A 23,969-nucleotide genomic window follows, 5' to 3' on the forward strand; every position below is an offset into this window, starting at 1 on the left:
TTGACGCAAAACGCCAACCCTCCAAAACTGCTCGATTCTCGATTCTCGATTCTCGATTCTCGATTCTCGATTCTCGATTCTACTTCGTTTCTTCTTCCATCTGAGCGTTATCCACGACGTGGTTTTCACCCAAATCTTTTGGTAGAACTAGGTTAAGTAGAATCGCCACGATACCACACAGGCTGACACCTTGTAGGCTGAACTCACCGATACCGAAAGCCATACCACCGATACCAAACACTAGGGTAATAGCAACGATGACTAGGTTGCGAGACTTGTGAAGGTCAACATTGTTCTTAATCAGCGTGTTTAAACCTACCGTCGCAATCGAACCGAACAATAGGATCATGATGCCACCCATAACAGGCATAGGGATGGTTTGTAGCACAGCACCGAGTTTACCGACTAATGCGAGAACAATGGCACTTACTGCAGCCCATGTCATGATGACTGGGTTAAACGCTTTGGTCAGCATGACTGCGCCAGTTACCTCAGAGTAGGTGGTATTTGGCGGAGCACCAACCATTGATGCTGCGATAGTCGCAACCCCGTCACCGGTAATTGTGCGGTGTAAACCTGGTTTCTTAATGTAGTTTTTGCCCGTTACGTTCGAAATTGCCAGCATATCGCCAACATGCTCTACAGCCGGAGCAATCGCGACCGGAATCATAAATAGGATCGCGTTGATGTTAAATTCAGGCGTTGTAAAGTTTGGTAGAGCGAACCAAGCCGCTTCATGTACTGGTGTGAAATCGACAATGCCGTAGCCAAGACTCAGTGCGTAGCCAACAACAATACCGCCTAGAATAGGGGTTAGTTTTAGGAAACCTTTGGCAAACACACTTAAAACAATCGTGGTAAGCAGCGAAGCCACTGAAATAACCAGTGAGGCGTCTGCGTCGATGACTTGAGATCCGTCTACCTTACCCAGCGCCATGTTGACTGCGACTGGAGCCAGACCCAAACCGATAACCATGATTACAGGGCCAACCACAACCGGTGGAAGTAGTTTGTGAATGATTTCAACGCCACGTACTTTGATCAGTGCACCCATCGCAACGTAAACAAAACCTGCTGCCATTAGGCCACCCATGGTCGCAGGGACGCCCCAAGTTTGAACGCCGTAAAGGATAGGAGCGATAAAAGCGAAAGAAGAGGCAAGGAAGATAGGGACAGATCGGCGGGTAACAAGTTGAAATAGAAGGGTTCCGACACCTGCACCAAATAGAGCAACACTAGGATCTAATCCTGTCAGCAATGGAACTAATACAAGAGCACCAAATGCGACAAACAACATCTGCGCACCTTGAATGGCGTTTTTCATGGGTTATTCCTTTATGTGGCAAAGCTAAAAGCAGTATGAAACTACTCAACAAAAATAAAATTCGCGGGATTTTATCATTATGCCAATCGTTTGCAATCTGAACTGGATCAAATAATTCACTATTTATCTATTCGTCAATGTGATGACACTGTGAGGGGAAATTTAGAATCAAGCCAAGTTTCTTGACCTTTAGTTGCTCCAGTCTCGATAGTTGCTTATCATCAACGTTTAACGTGTAAGAAACTGATCTTAGGAAGTGTATGCGTCATCTAGCTTTGTTCATTTTGGGACTGGTCGCTCTACCTGCATTGGCTTTAACCAATGTCGATCTGTACCAAACGGAAGTTGTATTAGACCAAGCGGCTGACAATGCCGATGCCAAAGCGCGAGCTGAAGGCATGAAAGAAGTGATAGTGCGTGCTTCAGGGGACCGTAATGCAGTGTCCAATGAAGTGGTGCAAAAGGCGCTAAAACAGAGTTCTCAATACGTAGCTCAACTTAGCTACGGTCAAGTCAATGAACAGCAATCATTACGCATGGTGTTTAGTGCGCCTCATATTCGTTCATTACTGAGTCAAGCTCAGTTGCCGATTTGGCCTGCCGCTCGCGCGAATTTATTGGTTTGGTTAGTCGAAGAAGGGCAAGCGGATCGCAACATCATTTGGGAGCACTCGCCATCATTGGTGTTAGACCAAATGAAGCAGCAAGCGGTAAAACGCGGCCTGCCACTCACAGTACCTGTCGGTGACTTTGATGATATCACTGGTGTTGCCGTCTCCGATTTGTGGGGTGGTTTCATTCAACCTGTAGGCCAAGCGAGTCAGCGTTATCCAGTTGATGGTGTGCTGGTGGTGAAAGCGCAAGGCAATAGCTTAAGATGGACGTTATATGATCAGCGTCCTGCTTCAATTGGTGTTACGCGTCAGGCTCCATTAGCTGGTTCTAACAATGGTATTGATGCTGCGGATAAAATGATTAACCAGATCAGTGATTACTATGCCAAGAAGAGCGCGGTTGTGGTTGCAAGTGAGTCTTCAGAAGCGGTAAAAGTTCGATTTACTGAGCTTAATGATGCAGTGAGCTTTTTTACTTTAGAGAACCAACTGAAGAAGCTAAGTTCAGTGGCATCGATTGATATCCTTAAAATTCAAGGCAATCAAGTGACATTCAACGTGCACCTACTGTCTACTCAACAAGAGTTTGAACAAGAAGTGCGCCGTATGCGTGATGTGACTCAGCTTGAAAGTGTCACGGATGAGCCGCAAGTTATCGCTCCTGAAGTGATTGAACCTTCTATTGAGACATTACCTGTCGAGGGTGATAACTTAGCTCAAGGCAACGAGATAGAACCTTTTGAGCCGGTACAGGCTATCGAAGCTGCCCCAGAAGTGATTCCGACTGAGATGATCTTACTGTTTGAGTGGCAAGGTAAGCCGTATGTTGCTCCGACTGCTGAAGAGGTTCAAACAGACGCCTCAACGGACAGCGAGATTACTGAGCAAGAAGTTATCAGCGAACAGTAACAAATAGAGAAAGGGTCTGGAATTCCAGACCCTTTTTATCTCAACCAGAATAAAAATCTGGCTATCCATTTATTCCGACTCGAAGCGTGCTTTTTCTTCTTTCTCGACTTTAGACAATCGTTTCAATTTCATTCCTAGCTCTTTACCTCTCTCTCTGGCGTAAAGAATATTGCCAAAGAAAGCCAGCGTAGTAAGAACAAGCTCAACAACCGCTAGCCAACGTTCACCGTCATCGACGTACAAAATCGTAAATCCATGCAGGAAGTAGAGCATTAAAACAAAGTTTGCCCATGCGTGAGTGTAAGGCTTTCCGGCTAAAATGCCTGGTAATGGAAGCAATAGAGGAACTGCCCAAGCAATCGCTAGCGTGGTACTACTGATATGTGGATGCGGAGAAAGCGATAGCTGCCAAATCATGATCCAAGCGAGTAGAGCAAGATTACCAAACAGAGCCAATAGGCGATAAAGCTTAGTTGTTGATTGCATCTCTTGCATGATTATTGGTCCTTCAATTTTAAAGCAGTTCGGGCTAAGCGTTTACCCAGTTGCTGCGATAGTTCAATCTCATCTTGACTGAGTGTCGAACCGTTCGCACTCACTGATGTCGCTCCGTAAGGCGTACCGCCACTTTGCGTGGTATGAAGCTTAGGCTGCGAGTATGGGATACCCATAATCATCATGCCGTGGTGTAACAAGGGAAGCATCATGCTTTGCAGCGTAGTCTCTTGACCGCCATGCAGGCTTGATGAGGAGCTAAACACACACGCAGGCTTGTCGATCAGGTCTCCAGATACCCAAGCAGAGGTGGTTTTATCCCAGAAATGCTTGAGCGGAGCCGCCATATTGCCGAACCAAACTGGGCTACCCATTGCTAGGCCATGGCATTGCTTTAATTCGCTGAGCGTGATGATCGGATCATCCGCGGAGCTTTCGCCCTCAATTTCATCAACCGTGCGCAAAATCGCTTCACACTGAGGGATGGACTCCACCCCTCGCGCTATCTGACGGGCAATAGCTTGTGTCGAACCATGCCGACTGTAATACAAGACGACGATTTGGCAACTCATAGAATGTCTAGTACTTGCTCCGGTGGTCGACCGTGCTTCGCCTTACCATTCGCAACAACAATAGGGCGCTCAATCAGTTTTGGGTTTTCAACCATGGCTTTAAACAAGGTCTCGTCATCCGCAGACTTGAGTTCAAGTTCTTTGTAGATATCTTCTTTGGTGCGCATCATATCGCGGACTTCTGAAACACCCAGTTGAACCATCAGTGTTTTCAGTTCATCGATACTCGGTGGTGTATCTAGGTATTTAACGATTTCTGGTTGAATGTTTTTTTCTTCTAACAGAGCCAGTGTTTGACGGCTTTTAGAGCATCGAGGGTTGTGATAAATCACGACTGACATAGAGTTTTCTCCATTTATTATTGTAAAGCTAAGAAACGATCCCTTTGAACCATCAGTTGGTCAATTCGGGCATCATATCTTGCTTGCTTCAAGCTTCCCAGCTCAGCGATTTGGCTAGCCTGGGTGTAATACTGAATTGCCTTGTTCCAATTTGCTTTTAGCGCGAGAATTTCAGCGCGTGCGGCTAAGTCTTCGTCACTGACACCTAGGTGAATATTGGCTTCAGACAGTAAGTGCCAGCCATTCACATCTTTTGGATTATCATGGGTATAACGCTGCAGCACTTTTATCGCTTCTTCGTTTTTATCTTGCTCCATCAAAACGTTAGCGTAATTGATCGTCAGTACCGCATTGTTAGGTGCCGATTTTAAAGAGCGCTTCAGCATCTGCTCGGCTTTTTCGGGTTGTTTCATCGCGATATAGAGATCAGACATCGCGTCCAAATAAAAACGGTTGTAAGCATCAAGCTTTAATAGGCTTTGTAATATGGTGTGCGCTTCTTCAAGTTGATTACTGTCTAAGTAAACCAAGGCTTTGCCATATTGAAGAGAAGGTTTGATGTTCTCTGGTGCTCTTTTCTCTTTTCGATTCATCCAATCTAGGGCTGCTTTGCCTTCGATACCCGTATAGCGAGCAACCACGCGAGCGCGAGCAAGGTGGTAGTTTAACGAAGGGTCAACTCGACGAGCGGGGTAGTTTTGCGCGCGGGCACGGCTGTCGGTAATACGATCTTCAGGTAGCGGGTGAGTCAGCAGCATTGGCGGTGGCTTACTCGCGTAGCGGAACTCATCGGCTAGGCGGCCAAAAAATCTCGGCATTGCGTTTACATCAAAGCCTGCTTTCGCCATAGTGCTAATACCAAATCGGTCTGCTTCTTTTTCGTTGCTGCGAGTATAGTTGATTTGACCTTGCATATTACCCGCAGTGGTTGCGGTTATTGCTGCCATACCTGCTTGCGGTGAAGCAATCGCGAGTAACAAAGAACCAGCTAAAGCGGCCAATGTCGCTGGTGAACGTCTCGCTTGTTCTTCCATGCTTCGTGCTAAGTGGCGCTGGGTAACGTGAGCGATTTCGTGCGCAACAACAGAAGCAAGTTCACTTTCACTTTGGGCATAAAGAAACAGGCCAGAATGAAGCGCGACATAACCACCGAAAAATGCAAATGCGTTGATATTTCGGTCGCGAATCATAAAGAAGGTAAACGGAGTTTTCACATCAGACGCATTGGCGACAAGGCGATGACCTAAACTATCAATATATTCATTCAGTACCGGGTCATTAATGATCGGTGAACTGTTACGAAGCATACGCATATAAGCATCACCGTACTGCAACTCTTGAGCGATAGTCAAAGTGCCGCTAGCTGCCGTGCCGATATCGGGAAGATTGAGGTTGTCTGCAAGTGCTGGAGCCGGAGTGCTTAATGCGGTGGCGAGACAAAGACAAACGAGTGAGCGCGTATGTTTAAACATATTGGACAGGTAATACTCCGTTGATTTTTTCATCCTTGCTAAGCTTATCTTAACAAGACGGGTATACGCTTGGACACCATATCGCAGAGATGGTTTCCAATTCGATAAGTGATTCATTCGGTGAATGTGAAAACATTCATTCACCATTAGTTAACAGTCGTGAGCTTGCCGCAACTATTTGCACTGACGCCTGCAAAAAAACACTATACAATACCTACCCGTAATAATAAGCATCGAGCGAAAGAATGGAACCGAATATTTTGGATTTACGCCAAGAACGTTGCCCTATGGCACTGTTACTTGCTAAGCGTCACACAAAAGATTTGGTTGCCGGAGAGCAAATTCTATTGTTGGTTTCTGATTCCAGTTCTTTCGCAGATATTACTCAGTATCTTCAAAAACACTTATTTGAACTAATCTGTGAAGAGAAGGATGGTTATTATCGAATGCAAGTCAGTCGAGCTACAAAACCAAAGGAAGTATGTTGAATGTTTGAAATGGTAAGTCGCTGGTATAAGCGACGTTTTTCTGATCCACACGCCGTAAGTCTTGTTGCGATTCTTCTTTTCGGCTTTATTACGATCTACTTCTTCGGCAATTTGATTGCACCGTTGCTAGTGGCAATCGTGCTTGCTTATCTGCTTGAGTGGCCTGTGGTGCAGCTTTCTCGCTTAGGTATTCCAAGAACACTGGCGGTTATTCTTGTTATCCTCGGCTTTAGTAGCCTAATGCTAGTCGCCATTTTCGGTTTGGTGCCGACGATCTGGGAGCAGGTTGGTAACTTAATCAATGATATCCCAACCATGTACGGCGGGTTGCAAGCCTTTATCGCCGAGTTGCCACACCGTTACCCAGAACTAGAAAACTTTCAAATCGTAGAGTCACTTGTCACAAACGCCAAAAACCAAGTGATTGTGATGGGCGAGACTGTTGTGAAGGGCTCACTTGCGTCACTGGTAAGCTTGGCCACCTTGGCGGTTTATTTGATTTTAGTTCCACTTTTAGTCTTTTTCTTACTCAAAGATAAAGACGAAATGTTGGATATGACCAGTGGTGTTTTACCGCGCAACCGTCGTTTGGCAACTAAAGTTTGGGATGAAATGAACGAGCAAATCTCCAACTATATTCGCGGTAAGGTAATGGAGATTCTCATCGTCGGTGGTGTCAGTTACGTCACCTTTGCCATCCTTGACCTTCGTTATTCAGTGCTACTGGCTGTGGCGGTCGGCTTCTCTGTACTGATCCCTTATATTGGTGCAGCGGCGGTAACGGTACCTGTCGCAATTGTTGGTCTGTTCCAATGGGGCTTAACGCCACAGTTTTATTGGTTGCTGATTGCTTACGGCATCATTCAGGCCCTTGATGGTAACGTTTTGGTTCCGGTTTTATTCTCCGAAGCGGTAAACCTACACCCTGTCGCGATTATTGTGGCGGTTCTTGTATTCGGTGGTTTATGGGGTTTCTGGGGGGTGTTCTTCGCGATTCCACTCGCCACTTTGGTTAAAGCAGTATGGAATGCTTTGCCAAGTCATGATGATGAAGTCCCGACATAGATAGTCTCGGCAAGTGCAAACGATTACATAAAAAGCCCTAAAGTTTCTGCTTTAGGGCTTTTTATTTGTGCTCTAGTTGGCATTTTGAACAGTAATAGAATTTACTTAAGCAGTGAATTGTAAGAAATTTCTTAAGTAAACGTTATCCGGGACGATAACTATACTAATTACAATAACAAAAAGCTTGCTGACTAATTGAGGGAAAATATGAAATTTAGCCAAAAAATCGTTGCGGCTTCATCAGCGCTATTGCTGGTAACCGTAACCCTGTTGTCGATTCAACAGCTAAGCACGGTAAAGCAGGAAGTCGAAGCGCTCGTCGATACTAGTCTCACAGAGATGGTTAAAGGGGTGAAAAATACAGTCGTATCAGAGATGGAGAGTAAAAAATCTCTCGCTCAATCTACGACAGAAGTTCTTGAGCTCGATCCTCAGAATCGACAACTTGTGAAACAGATTCTTGAAAAACCAGAGCTAAAGGGAAGTTTCCTCGCAGTGGGCTTTGGCTACGAGGCAGATGGCTTCGTTGTCGAAAATGATGATGGTTGGGAAGCTGGTCCTGACTATGACCCTCGTGTACGCCCTTGGTTTAAAGATGCGAAAGCACAGGGTAAGTTAGTTGTTACTGACCCATATGTAGATGTCTCTTCCAAGAAAGTGATCATTTCTATTGGTACGCCAGTGAAAGAGAATGGTCAGTTTATGGCAGGTATGTTCTACGATATGGAATTAGGTGGTTTGGCTGATCTTGTCAACAGCGTGAATCTCCTTGATGCCGGCTACCTATTCATTGTAACGGCAGACGGTACGACGATTGCTCACCCACAAGCGGAAAACAATGGTGAAAACCTAACCAAATACTTGCCGCAAGCGAAAGTTCAGGAAGGCAACCAGAGGTTTGAACAAGATGGTCAGCGCTTACTTGTTCACTTTACCAAAGTTCCTTCAGAAAACTGGTACATCGGTGCTGTTGTTGACGAAGACATCGCTTTTGCTGCCGTTGCTGATATGCGCAACAGCTCAATCCTATACGTAGTAATTGGTGTGATACTCAGCGTGGTCGTCCTAAGCTTCCTAATCAAAGCACTGATGAAGCCCCTTGCGACTCTAAACGATGCGATCCAGGATGTGGCATCAGGTCAAGGCGATCTAACTAAGCGTCTGGATACCAATACTGACCAAGAGTTTGCCCAGTTAGCGGAAGGATTTAACACCTTTACTGAAACCTTGCAGAAACAGATTCAACAATCGAAAGCGATTGGTGCAGAAATCCTACGTGGCACTGAGATGACCGTCGTCGGCGCGCAGCATTCTGCTGGCGCAATGCGTAGTCAACTTGAAGAGCTAGAGCAATTAGCGACCGCGATGAACGAGATGGCGGTAACGGCGACCGAAGTAGCAAATAATGCGCAAGGAGCAGCTGCAGCGGCGAAAGAGGCGGATGATGCGACTCAAGACGGTTCATCGGTAGTGAGTGATACGACTAACTCGATTGATATGCTCTCTTCACGTATTGATCAAGCTGTCGAAGAGGTTCAAGGCCTTGAATCAGCAACAGCCAACATTGAGACTATCTTAAAAGTTATCAATGATATTGCTGACCAGACTAACCTATTGGCACTGAATGCGGCGATTGAGGCTGCGCGTGCCGGCGAATCAGGACGCGGATTTGCGGTAGTAGCAGATGAAGTCCGTACTCTGGCGCAGCGTACTCAAGAATCAACGACAGAAATTCGTAGCATGATCGAACAGCTTCAAGCAGGTGCTAGCTCGGTATCAGCAGCGATGAATGAAAGTAAAAACACTGCTGTTGATGCGGTAGACAAAGCACAAGCGGCCGATGGTGCATTGCAGCGCATTCGCGAAGCGATTCAACGCATCAGTGATATGAACATGCAGATCGCATCTGCAGCTGAAGAGCAGAGCTTGGTAGCTGAAGAGATCAACAGCAATACAGTGAAGATTAAAGATCTGTCTACTCAAGTCGCGGATTCAGCAGAAGAAGCGAACATGGCTATGCAGGTTCAAACTGAAAATGTTCGTGAGCAAGATGCCATCCTAAACAAGTTTATTGTTTAGTAAGCCTGTTGCTCCCAATAAATAAAAACGCCAGCGATAATGCTGGCGTTTTTATTAGGGAAAGCTAGTTACTTATTGTCGTTCAAGTAATCTAGTACTACTTCATGGTGTGTTTTTGTCTTGAACTTATTGAAGACATGCTCAATCACGCCTTCTTCGTTGATCAGGAAGCTAATACGGTGCAGACCATCGTAAACCTTACCCATAAACTTCTTTTCGCCCCAAACGCCAAACTGGTCAGCAACCGCATGGTCTTCATCAGACAAAAGAGTGAAGTTAAGTTCATCGCGCTCAATAAACTTACCCAAGCGTTTAACTGGGTCGATACTAACACCTAAAACGACAACATTGTGAGCATCAAGCTCTGCTTTCACATCGCGTAGGCCCTGCGCTTGAACGGTACACCCAGGCGTCATGGCTTTAGGGTAAAAGTAAAACAGTACTTTTTTACCTTTGAAATCACCTAGAGAGACGGTTTCGCCATTTTGGTCAAGTAAAGAGAAGGCTGGCGCTGGTGCACCGGCTGTGAGCGTGTTCATTGAGATTCCTTTTTATTGGCTGTTTTTTAAGAAATTTAGTGAGCCTTGTACGCTTAGCTTTTGACAAAGAGTATCGAAATCCTCTTGCAGTTGCATAAGATTACAACCAGAGTCTACTGTCGCAGTAATCGCGATATGGAACTGATCGTTTTCAGAGTTGATTTTTTCTTTATCAATGGTTTGCGCACTGAGTGACGAAAGCCCAATGTTCTTCTCGGCGAAAAAATTGGTGAACTTTTCGGTCAGCCCCGGCTTGTCATCTGACTCGACAAACACCTCTAAGGTGTAGGTATTATCAAGATGAGCGTGAGTAGAAGTACGCTTCATAATGGTGATCAGATCATGCTCTTGACCAAGCAGTGGCAAAGTGGTTTCAACGCGAGTCACTGCCGCGTTGTTGCCCGTGAGTAACATGATAAGGGTAAATTCATTGCCAAATAGGGCGATACGACTGTCAACAATATTGCATCCAGACTGAGTGACCAGGTGTACAACTTGATTGCATACGCCTGGGCGATCTGTTCCTACCGCAGTAATCACCAGATGTTGAGTCATAGGGTCACTTCTATCAAAGTTAGGTTTATTAATGAGATAGCTTAGCACAGTTGTTTGGCAGAAAAATGGCCTCTGTGCGCTTTTCTATCTAGCTTTGAACGTATTTTAGTCTAACTCGTCGCACTCGGTTAATTCCTAACTTGATACTGACACGGGCTGAAATGAAAGGAGTAAGTTGCCAAAGTTCTAACATCTGATAAATATTCATTCATTTAGGTGATTTAAGCGGCTTTAAGTGCTTGTCTTCATCAATCGCCTTACAGTACCATGCGATTAGTATCTAAATTAGGGAGAAAGACATGTTTTCAGGAAGTATAGTAGCGTTAATTACACCGTTTAATCATGATGGCGAAGTAGACTACGTGAGCCTGAAGAAACTGGTGGAGTACCATGTAGCAGCGGGCAGTGATGGCATCGTTGCAGTGGGTACCACTGGTGAATCGGCGACGCTGACGATTGAAGAGCATGTCAAGGTGGTAATGAAGACGGTTGAGTTTGCAGAAGGCCGTATTCCTGTTATTGCAGGAACAGGAGCAAATGCGACTCATGAGTCGGTGACTTTCAGCCGTCTATTAAACAACTCTGGCATCGCAGGTTGTTTAAGCGTGACTCCTTACTACAACAAACCGACTCAAGAAGGTTTGTTCCAGCATTACAAAGCGATCGCAGAAGAGAGCGATGTACCACAAATTCTGTACAACGTACCAGGTCGAACTGCGGTAGACTTACTGCCAGAAACGGTTGCGCGTCTTGCTGAGATTGAAAGCATTGTTGCACTTAAAGACGCGACAGGTGATTTAAGCAGAATTGCAATTCATCGTGAACTTTGTGGCGAAGATTTTATCTTACTAAGTGGCGATGACTCTTCAGGCCTAGAATTTGTTAAGCAAGGGGGTAATGGTGTTATCTCTGTTACCAACAATATTGCCGCTGAAGATATGGCGAAAATGTTCAGACTTGCGAGTGAAGGCAAGTATGAAGAAGCAGAAATCATCAACCAACGTTTAATGCCGCTGCATAAAAACCTATTCGTAGAGTCAAGCCCAATTCCAGTGAAGTGGGCCGCGCATAAACTAGGTCTAATTGAACACGGTGGTCTGCGTTTACCGCTGACAGAGCTGTCTGAAAATGCCCGCCCAATTGTGGCACAAGCAATGACGGAAGCTTGCATTTACTAAATTTAAAGATGGATTGCCGGAGTGAAACCACTTCGGCATGTATGTATCAGGAGTTTCAATGAAATTGTCTCACCAGCTAGTCGTCAGTTCACTAGCTGTTTTTGTTTTAAGTGCTTGCTCAGGCAGCGCAGCGCAGCGTCGTCAGGCAAAGGATGACTTCGAATATTTGAACACGCCACCTTTAAAAGAGTGGCAGCTAGCCGATGGTGCTACGCCTCAGTTCTACACCAACTACGATATTCCTCAAGGTAACTTCACGGGAGGAATTGGTAAAGAGGTTGATATTCGTTCTCCTCAGCAAATTCTAGAGCTAATCCCAGGCGCGCGTGCTGAACGCAAACAAGGTGAAACAACGCTTTGGCTACTTCGTGAAGATGAGCTTAATAAAGTTTGGCAAACTGCCTTGAAGATGCTTCAAGAGCAGGGCATAGCAGTTCGTGAGCAGACAGACACGCGGCTAGAAACCGATTGGGTGACATGGACTGAAGAAGACGAAGAGGTTGAAGTAGGTTCACGTTATGCAATCGAACGTATCTTGGTTGGTGGCCGTCATGGTTTCAAGATTTCCCTGATCGATTGGCGTGAAGGTGGTAAACAGGTGCCTGTTACCGCGACCAACAAAGAGCGTTATAACGCGTTGATGACGAACTTAGTGACTGCACGCTATGACCAAGATCTTCGTGAAGAAGCGGCGCGTAAAGCGCAAGAGTTAGTGAAGCAGATCCCTATCTCTATGGGCTCTGACCGCAGTGGCTTCCCAGTTATTATTGCTCGTACACCATACAATGTACTTTGGTTACGTCTGCCAACGCTACTTCCAGAGATGGGCTTTACTATTGAAGAGCGTAATCAGTCTCAAGGTACTGTGAAAGCGAAGTATGCGACGCCTGATGACGAGTTTTGGACTGAAATTGGCGTGAAACCAATGGGACTAGCATCGGGAACTTATACTTTCCTACTTGGTGACCTTGGTAACCGTACTTCAATTAACGTCACTGACTCGGCGGGTAAGCCGGTAGAAGAGGCGTTACTACAAGATATGGTGCCTGTTATTGCAGCAGTTGCTGAACAAGCAGAGTAGTAACGAGCTGATAGAACCTACAAAAAAAAGCTGACATGATGTCAGCTTTTTTTATATTTATGTGCCATAAGGTGGCAAAGATTAGCTACAGCACCATAGCTGCAATCCAGCCAAATACGATCAATGGGATATTGTAGTGGATAAAGGTCGGTACTACAGTTTCCCAAATATGTTCGTGTTGGCCATCAGCGTTTAGACCTGATGTCGGACCTAACGTTGAATCTGAAGCCGGAGAGCCAGCATCACCAAGCGCCGCCGCTGTGCCGACTAACGCGATAGTTGCCATTGGTGAGAAGCCAAATGCAGCCGCTAAAGGCACATAGATGGTTGCTAGGATTGGAATGGTTGAAAATGATGATCCAATACCCATAGTCACTAATAAGCCAACTACCAGCATTAACAGGGCAGCTAACGGTTTGTTATCACCAATGCTTGTTGATAGCGCTTCAACTAGCGACTCAACGCCACCCGTCTGCTTCATTACCGCGGCAAAACCTGCTGCTGCGATCATAATGAAGCCAATCATCGCCATCATGTGAACACCTTTAGTGAAGACGTCGTGCGTTTCTTTCCATGCAATAACACCACCAAAAGTAAATACCATAAAGCCAGCTAGACCACCGATGATCATAGAGCCAGTAGAAAGCTGTACGCTCAATGCAGCGACGATACCTGCCGCAGCTACAAGAATGTTTTTCTTGTTGATTGATTTAGGGTTCTCTTCAACATGAGTCAATTCCGTTTCTTGGTACTGTCGAGGCTTACGGTAGCTAAAGAAAATCGCCGTAAGCAGACCAAAAATCATTCCAGCCGCAGGAAGTAGCATTGCGACTGGCACTTGGCTAGCGACAACATTTTCCAGACCGTTCTCGTGCAGGTTTTTTAGCAGAATGTTGTTTAAGAAAATACCACCGAAACCAATAGGTAGAACCATATAAGGTGTCACCAAACCGAAGGTAAGCACACAGGCGATCATACGTCGGTCTAGGTTAAGCTTGGCAAACACGCCTAACAGAGGCGGAATGAGGATCGGGATAAAGGCAATGTGGACAGGAATTACGTTTTGCGATGACATAGTGACTAACACTAAAGCAATCAGCACAGCGTATTTTAGGCCAGTTGAAGCTGACGCATTCTCTTTGCCGTGGATACGTTTGATAACGCTATTTGCTAAAAGGTCGGTAATTCCAGAACGGGAGATAGCAACAGCGAAAGTACCAAGCATGGCGTAGCTAAGTGCGATAGTCGCACCGCCTCCAAGCCCGCTTTCGAAGGCAGCAACCGCTTCATTAAGTTCCATGCCAGAAACCAAACCACCTACAATGGCGCTAAATGTCAGTGCAACGACGACATTAACGCGCATCAGTGCTAAGGCAAGCATGACACATACAGAAATGACAACAGGGTTCATAATTTACTCGTGTGTTGTGTTTACATTTATTCTTTTATTTCTTCTTCAGTAGCATCAATCAACGGCCAACCACCTAGGGCTTTCCATTTGTTGACGATACCGCAGAAGAGCTCTGCCGTTTTTTGGGTATCATATAGAGCAGAGTGGGCTTCTTTATTGTCAAACTCCATCCCAGCGGTCTTGCATGCTTTAGCCAGTACTGTTTGACCATAGGCCAAACCACTTAACGTTGCAGTATCAAACGTTGCGAAGGGATGAAAAGGGACGCGTTTAAGCTTGCTACGCTCGCTCGCTTCCATCACGAAGCTGTGATCGAAATTTGCATTGTGAGCTACCATAATTGCACGGCTACAATCTGCGGCTTTTTGCTCTTTGCGCACCAACTTATAAATCTCTTTGAGAGCTTCAGATTCTGTCACTGCGCCACGAAGTGGGCTAAACGGGTCTCGAATACCGTTAAATTCGAGAGCTTCTTTTTCTAAGTTAGCGCCTTCAAATGGCTCGACATGAAAGTGAATGGTTGAGGCAGGGACAAGATCGCCGTTTTCGTCCATTTTTAAAGTAACGGCGCAGATTTCGAGTAGCGCATCGGTCTTAGCGTTGAACCCGGCAGTTTCTACGTCAATAACGACAGGAAAGTAGCCGCGAAATCGTTTTTTTAGCGTCAATGCTTCGTTTTCAATAGTCATGTGTGCTTAAAATTATGTGACAGGGCAGGCATTATTGCAGATTCTTTAAGCGAGAAAAACCGTTAATGCTGATTGAAAATGAATCATTGGTAATTTGTCCTATACAAATCAGTTGGCGGGATTTTTGCATTGATATTTGTGAAGGTAATCGGGTGGCAAAAATAGCGGCCCAAATAGAGTTAAGAGATGAAGTATTCTATGAAGAAGTGGTTGGCTCCTAGTATTGCAATGGCAATAACAGCGTTTACTCCCAATGCGTTAGCGTTGGAGAAACACTATGTGGCCAAACCTCAGCAGTCCATGTGGCAAATGGTTGCCAATACGCCACTAGAATGTCGTCTTGTTCATCCTATTCCGAATTATGGCGATGCGGTTTTTTCGTCGTATGCGAGCAAAAAAATCAACCTCGATTTTGAGCTTAAGATGAAGCGCCCAATGGGACAGACTCGCGATGTAAGCTTGATCTCCATGCCACCCGCTTGGAGACCTGGCGACAGTGCTGATAGATTGACCACCATCCGCTTCTTCCAACAGTTTGATGGCTATGTCGGTGGTCAAACCGCTTGGAACATTTTGGGTGAGTTGGAGAAAGGTCGTTATCCAACGTTCAGCTATCAAGAGTGGCGAAGTCGTGATCAACGTGTAGAAGTCGCACTTTCTTCAGTGCTGTTCCAACAATCGTATAATGTGTTTAGCGACTGTGTTGCCAACCTGCTTCCATACAGCTTTGAAGACATTGCCTTTACAATTCTTCACTATGATCGTACTAGTGTCGAACTCAATAAACAGTCACAGAAACGATTGGCACAAATTGCCGAGTACATTAGGCATAATCAAGACATCGATTTGGTATTGGTGTCGACCTATACCGATGCGGAAGATGGTAAAAGTGTCAGTCAAAGTCTTTCTGAGCGCCGCGCTGACGTCCTAGAAGAGTACTTTAAATCTCTTGGTCTACCTGACGACCGAATTCAGGTCCAAGGCTATGGTCGTCGACGTCCTATCGATGACAATGCTTCACCAATTGGCAGAGATAAAAACCGACGTGTGGTTATTTCGCTTGGTAGAACGCAAATTTAATTTCTATCGTATATCAGAAAGGCCAGATAGTATCTGGCCTTTTTTATTTCGATTGGTATTAGTTCAAACGGAATTTAGCAATGAGGTTACAGTTGGTCGCGGTATCGATATCTTGTACCAACTGGGCAATCTTGGGATTGGGATGTCTTTTCATAAACTCAATCAGAGCCTTCTTACAGCAGCCCATAGAGTCGATTAACGCGTCGCAGTCTGTATTTGGACATTGTGGTACTAGAGTTAAGACTTTCTCAGAAGCGAGTTGGAGATATTTTAGCTCATACTTTACATCACCGACGTTACGCCAAAACATCGCCATATTGTGGCAAGAAATTACAGAAATCATCAGACGATCTTCGACATCGATCTCTTCGGTGTCTCCAATACGTTCACTTAACGTAAGCGCTTGCTGATAATGAAGAATACCTCTTAGGTGATCTTCATCGTTCATTGCCATGTCTGCTAGTAAGGTATGTTTCTCCCACTCTTGGATGCCCATTGTTCTAATCTCCTAACCGCGAATAGGCTTGAGATTAAATGATAATTATTATCAAGTAAAGCTAAAAAAATAGGACAGTGTGATACTGTCCCATTTAAAACATCGCCTGAAGTAATAATTAACCTTCTAAGCCCGCGGATGCTTGCTTGTTTTGGATGAGTTCTAGCATGTAGCCATCAGGGTCTTTGACGAACGCAATATGAGTTGTGCCGCCTTTAACTGGGCCTGGCTCACGAGTCACATTACCACCTACCGCTTTGATTGCGTCGCATGTTGTGTAGATATCATCAACACCAATAGCGATATGACCAAAGGCACTGCCTAAGTCATACTCTTTTGTACCCCAGTTATACGTTAGCTCAATGACTGCACCTTGAGACTCATCGCCATAGCCAAGGAAAGCTAGAGTATATTCATACTCTTTATTTTCGTTGGTACGAAGTAGCTGCATGCCCATCACGTCAGTATAAAATTGAATTGATTTGTCTAGATCACCGACGCGAAGCATGGTGTGCAGGATACGTCCATTTGACATTGTCGTGCTCTCCTAATTTTCTGGATAAACTTTTTCTTTGTATTCGCAAAGGTCTTCAATGATGCAGCTACCACAGCGCGGTTTACGCGCAACACACGTATAGCGACCATGTAGGATTAGCCAGTGGTGTACATCTAACTTAAATTCTTTAGGCACGACCTTAAGTAGTTTCTCTTCTACTTGGTCGACATTCTTACCCATTGCAAACTTAGTACGATTTGAAACGCGATAAATATGCGTATCCACAGCTATAGTTGGCCACCCAAAGGCAGTATTTAGCACTACGTTTGCTGTTTTACGCCCAACGCCGGGTAACGCTTCGAGAGCTTCACGGTTTTCAGGGACTTCGCCATTGTGCTGTTCGAGTATGATCTTACAGGTCTTAATGACGTTTTCAGCTTTTGAGTTAAACAGGCCAATAGTTTTAATATACTCTTTTACGCCATCAACCCCTAAATCAAAAAGACCTTGCGGGGTGTTAGCGACAGGGTAAAGCTTGTCTGTCGCTTTGTTCACGCTTACGTCAGTAGCTTGAGCTGAGAGAAGTACTGCAATCAGTAGTTCGAAAGGTGTACTCCAATTTAATTCGGTTTGAGGGTTAGGGTTATTTTCCCTCAGTCGCTCCAGTATTAATCGTCGTTTATCTTTGTTCATTTGAGGCTGCTTTCCAGTGCTCCGTTTGATGCGATACGCTCAAACTGTTGTTATTGATTGGTCACCCGAGCTCGCTCAATGGCTTGTTTTTGTTGTTTCGGTTGGCGAGCTTCTAACTGTTTATCTATGACATTTTTCGCGGCAATGAGCAATCCGACGCCGATGAAAGCACCTGGTGGAAGCAGGGCGAGCAGGAAGCTATTGTCGAACTGAAACACCTCGATTCGTAATGAGGTTGCCCATTCACCGAGTAGCAGGTCTGCACCGTCAAATAACGTTCCGTTACCAATAACTTCACGCATTGCCCCTAAGACGACCAGTACGCTGGTCATTCCGAGCCCCATCCAAAAGCCGTCTTGTGCAGCAGGAAGTAGGTCGTTCTTTGACGCAAAGGCTTCGGCGCGACCAATGATGATACAGTTAGTTACGATCAAAGGAATAAAAATACCCAGAGAAAGGTACAGGCCGTACGCGTAGGCATTCATCAACAATTGAACGCAAGTTACTAGGGCTGCGATGATCATTACGAATACAGGGATACGTACTTCTTTCGGTACATAGTCACGCACCAATGAAACGGTCACATTTGAACCGACCAGAACGAGTAGGGTAGCAATTCCCAACCCAAGTGCATTGGTCACGGTCGATGAAACAGCAAGTAATGGACACAAGCCTAGTAATTGAACTAGAGCAGGGTTGTTGTCCCACATGCCGTTCTTAATTAAGGTCTTATGCTCACTCATTGTTGCCTCCACAATTTAGTGGTTGTGCCAATATTTGTTCACGATGGGTATTAACGTACTCAACGGTATTTTTAACCGCTTTCACCACAGCGCGAGGAGTAATCGTCGCCCCTGTGAATTGATCAAACTGACCACCATCTTTACGCACTTTCCAATCGGATAGATTGTCTTCGCTGACAGTTTTACCTGCAAAACCGAGGATCCAGTCGGTGATACGTAAATCTATCTTATCACCTAACCCCGGTGTTTCTTTATGGCTTAAGACCCGCGTACCGGTAATGGTTCCGTCTTGTTGGATACCGACAATAATTTTGATAGCACCATTATAGCCGTCCGGTGCAATGGCTTCGATGGCTAAGGCCGATGGTTCATTATTGATGGTTGCCATATAGACAGGCATCGGCGAGTCTGCGCCAAGTGCCGGGTCACTGACTAAGGTACAAGCTTGATAAAGATCGTTATCGTGCATTTCGTGAGGAATCACTTGATTGAGCACCGAAAGCAGCTGCTTTTGTTCCTGCAGCTGAATCTGATCTTTAGTTAAATAGTTGGTCAGCGCTACTACACCGGTCGAAGCACAGGCAAACACCGCTAGAACCACACCATTTTTTCTAATCGCATTTAACATGATGAAACCTTAGTGACCGTACGTTCTTGGTTTGGTGTAGTAATCTATGAGAGGTACACACATATTACCCAGCAATACTGCAAAGGCCACACCATCAGGGAAGCCGCCCCAACTTCGGATGATAAATACCATCGCCCCGATAAATGCACCAAACACCAATCGCCCTTTAACGGTCGTTGAAGCAGAGACAGGATCAGTGGCAATAAAGAAGGCACCAAGCATGGTTGCACCAGACAGAAGGTGAATAAGCGGTGACGCCGTCGTTCCCGGAGTTAAAATCATGAATAGACTGCTTATTAGCGTCAGGCTTAGCAAAAAGCTCACCGGAATATGCCAATTGATCACTCGTACCTTGATCAAAATTAGACCACCAACAAGATAAGCAAGGTTGACCCACTCCCAGCCGATACCGGCTAGGCTACCAAATTGTGGCTGGGTTAAAGCTTCACTAGCTGTGTTGCCCGTCGTCAAGGCTGTTTTAAAGGCATCCAGAGGTGTTGCCATGGTGATGCCATCAATGCCAGTACGGATTTGCTGGAGAGAAAGCCCTTCTAGGTTAAATCCGGTAAAGATCAGCGAAAAAGCATCTCCACTCGAAATCGCCGTTGCTTGCAGTTCATTTGGAGAGATCCAGCTTGTCATCTGTACTGGGAAAGAGATCAGCAGTACCACATAAGCGACCATCGCTGGGTTGAATAGGTTTTGACCAATACCACCATAGAGATGCTTCGCAATCACAATCGCGAAAATAAGCCCGATGGCAATGATCCACCAAGGTGACAGCGGAGGAATCGCAATAGCAAGCAGCCAAGCAGTGACTAAGGCGCTGTTATCACGTAGTGCTGACATTGGGTGACGTTTTCTGGCAAGCATGACCAAGGCTTCTAAACCCAGACCGAGCACAATCGCAAGAATAAGCTGGATTATTGTGCCCCAGCCAAAGAAATAGGTTTGTGCTGCCAATCCTGGCAAAGCGCAAAGCGCCACCCACTTCATTAGATCAGGAGTGCTTCTGCGACTGTGCGCATGGGGTGAGCTGGCGATAAAGAAGGCCACTACTCTTTCTCCTCAAATTGTTTTTGTTGTTCTTTTTCGGCTTTACGTGCTTTCGCGCGTGCAATAGCGGCGGCAACAGCAGCTTTCTTCGGATCGTCGTCAGTTGCTTCTGCAGCGGGCGCTTGCTCTACAGGCTCAGATTGAGCTTGCTGCTCGGCTTTGCGTGCTTTTGCTCGTGCAATAGCGGCGGCAACGGCAGCTTTCTTAGGATCTTCTTCAGTTACTTCTGCAGTAGGCGCTTGCTCAGCAGGCTCAGATTGCTCTTGCTGCTTGGCTTTACGTGCTTTTGCTCGTGCAACTGCGGCTGCAACGGCAGCTTTCTTTGGATCTTCCTCAGTTGCCTCTGTAGTAGGCGCTTGCTCCACAGGCTCAGATTGCTCTTGCTGCTCGGCTTTACGTGCTTTAGCTCGTGCAATCGCGGCAGCAACGGCAGCTTTCTTCGGATCTTCCTCAGCTATTTCTGCAGCAGGCGCTTGCTCAGCAGGCTCAGATTGAGTTTGTTGCTCGGCTTTACGTGCTTTTGCTCTTGCGATAGCAGCGGCAACGGCGGCTTTCTTTGGATCTTCTTCAGTTGCTTCTGATGCAGGCGCTTGCTCAACAGGCTCAGATTGAGTTTGCTGTTTGGCTTTGCGTGCTTTTGCTCGCGCAATAGCGGCAGTAACGGCGGCTTTCTTCGGATCTTCGTCAGTTGCTTCTGCAGCAGGCGCAGGCTCAACAGGCTCAGATTGAGTTTGTTGCTCGGCTTTACGTGCTTTCGCTCGTGCAATAGCGGCAGCAACAGCAGCTTTCTTATCTTCAGCTGGTGGCGCTTGGTCAGTTTCTTCTATTTGCGCTTTCTTCGCTTTAGCTCGGGCTATTGCTGCAGCGACCGCAGCTTTTTTATCTGTAGCTGGTGCTTGAGCGCCGTCAGAGCCATCTTGCTGTGCTTTTTTCGCTTTAGCTCGCGCTATCGCAGCAGCGACGGCATCTTTTTTGTCGTCTGTTGACGTATGATCAGATTGTTGTGCTTTCTCAGCTTTGCGCTCTCTCGCTTGACGTTTACGTTCTTCACGCAGCTTGGCCATTTCACTGTTATCAGGCTCAGCCTGACCGCTTTGCATCGCTTCTGCTTGTTTAGCTTTTGCTCTTGCAATCGCTGCAGCAACAGCAGGTTTAACGGCCTTCTTTTCTGTGGCTGGTTGGGCTTTTTGTGCCTTAACTCGCGCAATGGCGGCTGCAATCGCATCATCGCCTCCAGAAGATTTCATCTCTTTACGGCGATCATCTGCGGCTTTCTTGAAGCGATTTTCGCGAGCGGCTTTATCTCGTTCAAGACGTGCTTTCTTCTCTTCAAAACGAATCTTCGCGCGCTCTGCCGCTTCTGCTTCTTCTTTACGAGTACGGATCTCAGCTTTTGCTTGGCGGTAGTATTGAACCAGTGGGATTTCACTCGGACAAACGAAGGCACAAGCACCACACTCGATACAATCTTTAATGTTCAGCTCTTCACATTTATCAAGCTCTTCTGCTTTGGCATGCCAAACCAGTTGCTGAGGGAGAAGAGAGGCAGGGCAGGCTTCGGCACACTGACCGCATCGGATACACGCCATTTCATATTGATTCGGTGAAATCTCTTTGCGAGTGGGAGCCAGAATACAGTTGGACGTTTTGGTGATTGGCACCTGCGCATGAGGCAGAGTGAAGCCCATCATAGGACCGCCCATAATAAGGCGCGGTAATTTCTTATCTGCTTTGTAACTAAACTCATCCAACAGAGCCTGCACTGGCGTGCCAAGTAGCGCCCAAACGTTTCTTGGCTGTTTAAAGGTAGCACCGGTTAATGTCACGATACGTTCTACCAGTGGCTCGCCATCGCAAACCGCTCGTTTAATGGCATGCAGTGAGCCAACGTTTTGCACTAATATCCCGATATCTGCAGGAATACCGCCATTTGGCACTTCTTTGTTGGTCAGGATTTTGATCAGCTGCTTTTCACCACCTGAAGGGTACTTAGTCGGGATAACGCGGATGACAATGTCTTTGTGCTCGGCGGCTTGTTGAAGCGCTTTGACCGCTTCAGGTTTGTTATCTTCAATGCCAATAACCGTTAGCTTCGGCTTGAGGATATGCTCAACGATCTCAATTCCTTGGATGATCTCTTGGGCATGTTCACGCATCAACATATCGTCGGCAGTAATGTAGGGTTCACATTCTGCAGCGTTGATGATCAGAATCTCTGTTCTTGCCAGACCGGATTGAATTTTCTTCGCCGTTGGGAAACCTGCGCCACCCATACCGGATACACCAGCTTGGCGAATTTTTTCAATCAGTTCGTCAGGAGTGCGCTCAGCATAATTAGACCAGCCATCACGTTCGATCCAGCTGTCAGCCATATCAGGCTTAATAACAATACAGATTTCACTTAAACCAGAAGGGTGAGCAGTGGTTCTTGGTTCAATAGCAACCACAGTGCCTGAAGTTGGCGCATGCACAGGCAGCATAAAGCTAGTGTCGTACTTAGTCAGTGACTGACCCTTAAGTACCTGCTCGCCAACTTCAACCGTAATAGTGCCAGGTTTACCAATGTGTTGTTTGACCGGCAGGACAATTTCTTCGGCAATAGCCGCGCGCGAAAGTGCATGACTGACCGACTGAGATTTGTTTTCAACTGGGTGAACACCACCCGGGAAAGTCCACAAGGCGCCAGTTTTGATTTGTTCGATTAATGACAGCATACCAGTCCTTAATTCCCGCTGTTCTGCTTGGCCGCAGAATCGGTAATATCAACAACAGGAATGGCGTCCATCTGCCACTTCCAGCTCGCTGTAGTGGTTTCTACAGGAATCATTTCAATACAGTCTGTTGGGCAAGGAGCAACACATAAATCACACCCAGTACATTCGTCCTTAATCACGGTATGAAGTGCTTTTGTCCCACCCACAATGGCGTCTACTGGACAGGCTTGAATACACTTAGTACAGCCAATACACATATCTTCGTGGATAAATGCAACGGTTTTTACTGCGTTTTCAAGGTCGTGCGCCGAGTCGGTTGCTTCGACTCCCATTAGGTCCGCAAGCTTTTCTATTGTTGCCTGACCACCTGGAGGACATTTGTTGATTTCATCACCATTGGCGATAGCCTCAGCGTATGGTCGGCATCCTGGATAACCACACTGACCACATTGGGTTTGTGGCAGAATGCTGTCTATTTGATCAACAATAGGATCCGCTTCAACTTTAAAGCGAATTGAAGCGAAACCAAGGATCGCACCGAAAATAGCGGCGAGAACCGCGATGGCGATTATTGCGATTAGTATTGAGCTCATTACAGTTTCACCAAACCAGTAAAGCCCATGAATGCTAGAGACATTAATCCAGCGGTAATCATCGCAATTGATGCGCCTTTGAATGGCATAGGGACGTCAGCAGCGGCAAGGCGTTCACGCATAGAGGCAAACAACACTAGTACCAATGAAAAGCCAACAGCCGCACCGAAACCATAGATGATCGATTCGATAAAGTTATGGTTTTCGTTAATGTTAAGTAGCGCTACACCCAGAACCGCACAGTTAGTGGTGATCAGGGGAAGGAAAATACCCAATAGGCGATACAGAGTCGGGCTAGTTTTATGTACTACCATCTCTGTAAATTGAACCACTACCGCGATCACCAGAATAAAACTCATGGTGCGCAAATATTGCAGGTTGAGCGGATCTAAAATGTAGTTCTCTACGAGATACGCGCACACGGAGGCTAAGGTCAAAACGAACGTTGTCGCTAACCCCATTCCGATAGCGGTTTCTAGTTTTTTAGACACACCCATAAATGGACATAAGCCCAGAAACTTCACCAGTACAAAGTTGTTGACCAGCACAGTGCCGACCAACAACAAAAGATATTCGGTCATAGTTATATAATTTAGAAATTCCGATCCCGACATTATCCTGCTTTGCTTGTTCAATAACAACCAAGGAAAGATAAGGT

The 23,969-nt window shown here is 46.0% G+C and carries 25 protein-coding genes; 7 read left to right on the forward strand and 18 right to left on the reverse strand.

The features are described 5' to 3' along the window. Positions 1 to 79: 79 nt before the first annotated feature. The gene (locus tag AC6R00_RS20010; protein WP_239854691.1) at positions 80 to 1,324 is read right to left on the reverse strand and encodes a uracil-xanthine permease family protein; all 1,245 of its coding nucleotides are present in this window, start codon (positions 1,322 to 1,324) and stop codon (positions 80 to 82) included. Between the two features lie 260 nt (positions 1,325 to 1,584). Between AC6R00_RS20010 and AC6R00_RS20015 the strand changes: the two genes are divergently transcribed. Further along, positions 1,585 to 2,847 carry a DUF2066 domain-containing protein gene (locus AC6R00_RS20015; protein ID WP_500641677.1) on the forward strand — a complete coding sequence of 421 codons (1,263 nt, stop codon included), beginning with the start codon at positions 1,585 to 1,587 and terminating at the stop codon, positions 2,845 to 2,847. Positions 2,848 to 2,916: 69 nt separating this feature from the next. Here the strand turns inward: AC6R00_RS20015 and AC6R00_RS20020 are convergent, their stop codons facing one another. The 4 genes from AC6R00_RS20020 to bepA are packed head-to-tail and all read right to left on the reverse strand — an operon-like array spanning position 2,917 to position 5,727. Then, entirely contained in the window at positions 2,917 to 3,342 is a 426-nt protein-coding gene (locus tag AC6R00_RS20020; protein WP_069666930.1) for a DUF2069 domain-containing protein, read from the reverse strand. Between the two features lie 2 nt (positions 3,343 to 3,344). Next, positions 3,345 to 3,914, reverse strand: coding sequence for an NAD(P)H:quinone oxidoreductase (gene wrbA / locus AC6R00_RS20025; RefSeq protein ID WP_500641678.1), 570 nt, complete (start codon positions 3,912 to 3,914; stop codon positions 3,345 to 3,347). Beyond that, a complete protein-coding gene (gene arsC, locus AC6R00_RS20030; RefSeq protein WP_494504603.1) occupies positions 3,911 to 4,255 on the reverse strand; it encodes an arsenate reductase (glutaredoxin) in 345 nt (114 codons plus the stop codon). The genes wrbA and arsC overlap by 4 nt, the downstream gene beginning before the upstream one ends. A gap of 17 nt (positions 4,256 to 4,272) precedes the next feature. Continuing rightward, complete coding sequence (gene bepA / locus AC6R00_RS20035; RefSeq protein ID WP_425666860.1) at positions 4,273 to 5,727, reverse strand: beta-barrel assembly-enhancing protease; 1,455 nt, start codon at positions 5,725 to 5,727, stop codon at positions 4,273 to 4,275. 245 nt (positions 5,728 to 5,972) lie between these two features. On the opposite strand from bepA, the gene AC6R00_RS20040 reads away from it, so the two are divergent. The 3 genes from AC6R00_RS20040 (at position 5,973) to AC6R00_RS20050 (ending at position 9,359) form a co-directional block, all read left to right on the forward strand. Beyond that, the gene (locus AC6R00_RS20040; protein WP_425665995.1) at positions 5,973 to 6,215 is read left to right on the forward strand and encodes a sulfurtransferase TusA family protein; all 243 of its coding nucleotides are present in this window, start codon (positions 5,973 to 5,975) and stop codon (positions 6,213 to 6,215) included. Beyond that, positions 6,216 to 7,280, forward strand: a complete 1,065-nt coding sequence (locus AC6R00_RS20045) for an AI-2E family transporter (RefSeq protein WP_004747045.1) — start codon at positions 6,216 to 6,218, stop codon at positions 7,278 to 7,280. A 207-nt stretch (positions 7,281 to 7,487) separates the two neighbouring features. After that, a complete protein-coding gene (locus AC6R00_RS20050; protein ID WP_494504604.1) occupies positions 7,488 to 9,359 on the forward strand; it encodes a methyl-accepting chemotaxis protein in 1,872 nt (623 codons plus the stop codon). Between the two features lie 68 nt (positions 9,360 to 9,427). Here the strand turns inward: AC6R00_RS20050 and bcp are convergent, their stop codons facing one another. Both bcp and AC6R00_RS20060 read right to left on the reverse strand, forming a co-directional pair. Beyond that, entirely contained in the window at positions 9,428 to 9,898 is a 471-nt protein-coding gene (bcp, locus tag AC6R00_RS20055; RefSeq protein WP_494504605.1) for a thioredoxin-dependent thiol peroxidase, read from the reverse strand. 12 nt (positions 9,899 to 9,910) lie between these two features. Then, positions 9,911 to 10,453: an ACT domain-containing protein gene (locus AC6R00_RS20060; RefSeq protein WP_494504606.1), complete on the reverse strand. Its 543-nt coding sequence runs from the start codon at positions 10,451 to 10,453 to the stop codon at positions 9,911 to 9,913. 299 nt (positions 10,454 to 10,752) lie between these two features. Here AC6R00_RS20060 and dapA point away from each other — a divergent pair, with 299 nt between their 5' ends. Next, positions 10,753 to 11,631: a 4-hydroxy-tetrahydrodipicolinate synthase gene (gene dapA / locus AC6R00_RS20065; protein WP_494504607.1), complete on the forward strand. Its 879-nt coding sequence runs from the start codon at positions 10,753 to 10,755 to the stop codon at positions 11,629 to 11,631. Positions 11,632 to 11,689: 58 nt separating this feature from the next. Further along, positions 11,690 to 12,712 carry an outer membrane protein assembly factor BamC gene (bamC, locus tag AC6R00_RS20070; RefSeq protein ID WP_500641679.1) on the forward strand — a complete coding sequence of 341 codons (1,023 nt, stop codon included), beginning with the start codon at positions 11,690 to 11,692 and terminating at the stop codon, positions 12,710 to 12,712. Between the two features lie 85 nt (positions 12,713 to 12,797). Here the strand turns inward: bamC and AC6R00_RS20075 are convergent, their stop codons facing one another. Continuing rightward, on the reverse strand, positions 12,798 to 14,123 hold the full coding sequence (locus AC6R00_RS20075; protein WP_494504609.1) for a Na+/H+ antiporter NhaC family protein: 1,326 nt from the start codon (positions 14,121 to 14,123) through the stop codon (positions 12,798 to 12,800). Positions 14,124 to 14,149: 26 nt separating this feature from the next. After that, positions 14,150 to 14,812 (reverse strand): ribonuclease T, encoded by a 663-nt coding sequence (gene rnt / locus AC6R00_RS20080; protein ID WP_004743387.1) that lies wholly within the window; start codon positions 14,810 to 14,812, stop codon positions 14,150 to 14,152. 228 nt (positions 14,813 to 15,040) lie between these two features. Here rnt and motY point away from each other — a divergent pair, with 228 nt between their 5' ends. Continuing rightward, positions 15,041 to 15,892, forward strand: a complete 852-nt coding sequence (gene motY, locus AC6R00_RS20085; RefSeq protein WP_500642214.1) for a flagellar protein MotY — start codon at positions 15,041 to 15,043, stop codon at positions 15,890 to 15,892. Positions 15,893 to 15,950: 58 nt separating this feature from the next. Here the strand turns inward: motY and AC6R00_RS20090 are convergent, their stop codons facing one another. The 9 genes from AC6R00_RS20090 to rsxA form a co-directional block, all read right to left on the reverse strand. Beyond that, the gene (locus tag AC6R00_RS20090) at positions 15,951 to 16,388 is read right to left on the reverse strand and encodes a DUF2753 domain-containing protein (RefSeq protein WP_500641680.1); all 438 of its coding nucleotides are present in this window, start codon (positions 16,386 to 16,388) and stop codon (positions 15,951 to 15,953) included. 118 nt (positions 16,389 to 16,506) lie between these two features. Beyond that, on the reverse strand, positions 16,507 to 16,923 hold the full coding sequence (gene gloA, locus AC6R00_RS20095) for a lactoylglutathione lyase (protein ID WP_500641681.1): 417 nt from the start codon (positions 16,921 to 16,923) through the stop codon (positions 16,507 to 16,509). A gap of 12 nt (positions 16,924 to 16,935) precedes the next feature. Then, a complete protein-coding gene (nth, locus tag AC6R00_RS20100) occupies positions 16,936 to 17,577 on the reverse strand; it encodes an endonuclease III (RefSeq protein ID WP_004743383.1) in 642 nt (213 codons plus the stop codon). A 50-nt stretch (positions 17,578 to 17,627) separates the two neighbouring features. Beyond that, positions 17,628 to 18,320: an electron transport complex subunit E gene (locus AC6R00_RS20105; protein WP_004743382.1), complete on the reverse strand. Its 693-nt coding sequence runs from the start codon at positions 18,318 to 18,320 to the stop codon at positions 17,628 to 17,630. Beyond that, positions 18,313 to 18,948 (reverse strand): electron transport complex subunit RsxG, encoded by a 636-nt coding sequence (rsxG, locus tag AC6R00_RS20110; RefSeq protein ID WP_500641682.1) that lies wholly within the window; start codon positions 18,946 to 18,948, stop codon positions 18,313 to 18,315. The genes AC6R00_RS20105 and rsxG overlap by 8 nt, the downstream gene beginning before the upstream one ends. A 9-nt stretch (positions 18,949 to 18,957) precedes the next feature. Next, positions 18,958 to 20,004, reverse strand: a complete 1,047-nt coding sequence (gene rsxD, locus AC6R00_RS20115; protein WP_500641683.1) for an electron transport complex subunit RsxD — start codon at positions 20,002 to 20,004, stop codon at positions 18,958 to 18,960. Next, complete coding sequence (gene rsxC, locus AC6R00_RS20120) at positions 20,004 to 22,718, reverse strand: electron transport complex subunit RsxC (RefSeq protein ID WP_500641684.1); 2,715 nt, start codon at positions 22,716 to 22,718, stop codon at positions 20,004 to 20,006. The genes rsxD and rsxC overlap by 1 nt, the downstream gene beginning before the upstream one ends. Before the next feature lie 8 nt (positions 22,719 to 22,726). Beyond that, the gene (gene rsxB, locus AC6R00_RS20125) at positions 22,727 to 23,311 is read right to left on the reverse strand and encodes an electron transport complex subunit RsxB (RefSeq protein ID WP_500641685.1); all 585 of its coding nucleotides are present in this window, start codon (positions 23,309 to 23,311) and stop codon (positions 22,727 to 22,729) included. Further along, positions 23,311 to 23,892, reverse strand: coding sequence for an electron transport complex subunit RsxA (gene rsxA, locus AC6R00_RS20130; protein WP_004748403.1), 582 nt, complete (start codon positions 23,890 to 23,892; stop codon positions 23,311 to 23,313). The genes rsxB and rsxA overlap by 1 nt, the downstream gene beginning before the upstream one ends. Positions 23,893 to 23,969 lie beyond the last annotated feature (77 nt).

The sequence above is a fragment of the Vibrio sp. R10-SF1-ISO8 genome (genome assembly GCF_059833805.1).